3 protein-coding genes are annotated in these 1,434 nt (G+C 36.2%); all 3 read right to left on the bottom strand.

The window, feature by feature from the left end; translation table 11 throughout:
- Positions 1-218: 218 nt before the first annotated feature.
- Entirely contained in the window at positions 219-557 is a 339-nt protein-coding gene (locus I2I13_RS24365; RefSeq protein WP_148367982.1) for a hypothetical protein, read from the bottom strand.
- A 7-nt stretch (positions 558-564) separates the two neighbouring features.
- Positions 565-987 carry a hypothetical protein gene (locus I2I13_RS24370; RefSeq protein ID WP_195650759.1) on the bottom strand — a complete coding sequence of 141 codons (423 nt, stop codon included), beginning with the start codon at positions 985-987 and terminating at the stop codon, positions 565-567.
- Between the two features lie 3 nt (positions 988-990).
- On the bottom strand, positions 991-1,434 hold a 444-nt coding region (locus tag I2I13_RS24590; protein ID WP_229128721.1), incomplete at its 5' end, for an RHS repeat-associated core domain-containing protein.

Consider the following 1,434-nt stretch of genomic DNA (forward strand, 5'->3'; position numbering starts at 1 on the left):
GGATTTTCGGTTAATGTTACGATATTAAATGCAGTACATTTATGAGATTGATAATCTTTACCATACGTTAGCTATGAAAGATGATACTATAACTTTCAATAAGAGTTTTTTTAGGAAGAATACTCCAAGTAAGTTGATAATAAGAAAGAAATTACCCTGATATAAATTGATTTTTAATCAACAAATATTAGGGTAAAACACTATCAGGATAAGACACTCTACGAATGTTCTATTCTCAAACTGCCTATTATTACAAATTTTGAGTCTTTTCTTAATTCGTTTTCACTCAACTGTTCACTATATTCTCTAAACAAGATACTGCCATTAAAAGCTATTATCTCATCATGCAACTTGCTGAAATCATGACCACAATGCCTTGGAATTAATATTAGAACAAAACCTTTAACTCCATCAAATTGCATACAATAATTACTTCTAAAAACAATACATTGATCACTCCTTTGACTTAATATGCTTCCTTTAATAATATTTTCGCCATCTGGACTCTCGAAATTCCAAGGATCACTAACCTTGATAAAGCACTTATTTTGTCCCATAATATTCTTATTTTAATGGTTGCCAATTAATTAAATTTACTTTTACCGGATCTAAAGTCATAAATTCAGCACCTTTACCCATCATACCGTTTGCAGGGAGAACTTTTACTCCGTTCCGTAGCAAAGTAGGATTATTTAAAATCTCAAATTCAACACGAAGTGTCGGAGTACTGGGCAAAGCTAAACGATTCTGTGCACTTGAAGCTGATTTGTATAAATCTTTGGTCCAAAAGGTTTCTCCAGCACGTCCACCTCTTAATAATCCTGTATTTTGTATTGCTTTCAATTCGCCCTCTGTCATATACCTAAAAGCTGTTGTTCCGCCTTTTACTACTGTAGAACTCCGAAAAGTTGTACTGCCTCCTTTCATCGGGCTCAACATAAGAGCTGTAGCAGCCATCGCATTCTCCCAGTTCTGCGGATCTTTCATCGCCTACCAAGTATCCGAAGCCTGTTGAGATACCGATGTATTTGTTCGATATGAAAGTTCCGAGCTGACTACATTCCCTATATTATTAGCACCGGCAGATAGATAAGAACCTACTCCACTATTATAAATGTACTGCGTTTCATCCGCCAATCCATTTATCATATTAATAGGCGTATTCACAGCAGAAGCAACCGTATTATGAATGAACTTAAGAGTGTTTAATACCGCATTACTTCCATATTGATATCTACCAAAAGGTTGCAATAGCGGGTCACCCGGCCACATTCCATTAGGGTCAATGAGTCTGAATGGATTATTAAGGCAATAATTATACGGACTAATGCCATAACATTTATCCGCCATCGGATCTACCACATGCCATCTTCCCAATGCCGCATCATACATTCGCGCTCCATAATCATACCAATCCAGTCCGCCTTTTCTATC

Source organism: Bacteroides sp. D55t1_190419_B8 (assembly GCF_015558905.1).
Taxonomy (GTDB): Bacteria; Bacteroidota; Bacteroidia; order Bacteroidales; family Bacteroidaceae; genus Bacteroides; species Bacteroides vicugnae.

Bases quoted from the DNA above. Each gene is read 5' to 3' on its own strand.
- I2I13_RS24365 (WP_148367982.1), bottom strand. From the start codon at position 557: ATGGGACAAAATAAGTGCTTTATCAAGGTTAGTGATCCTTGGAATTTC.
- I2I13_RS24370 (WP_195650759.1), bottom strand. From the start codon at position 987: ATGAAAGATCCGCAGAACTGGGAGAATGCGATGGCTGCTACAGCTCTT.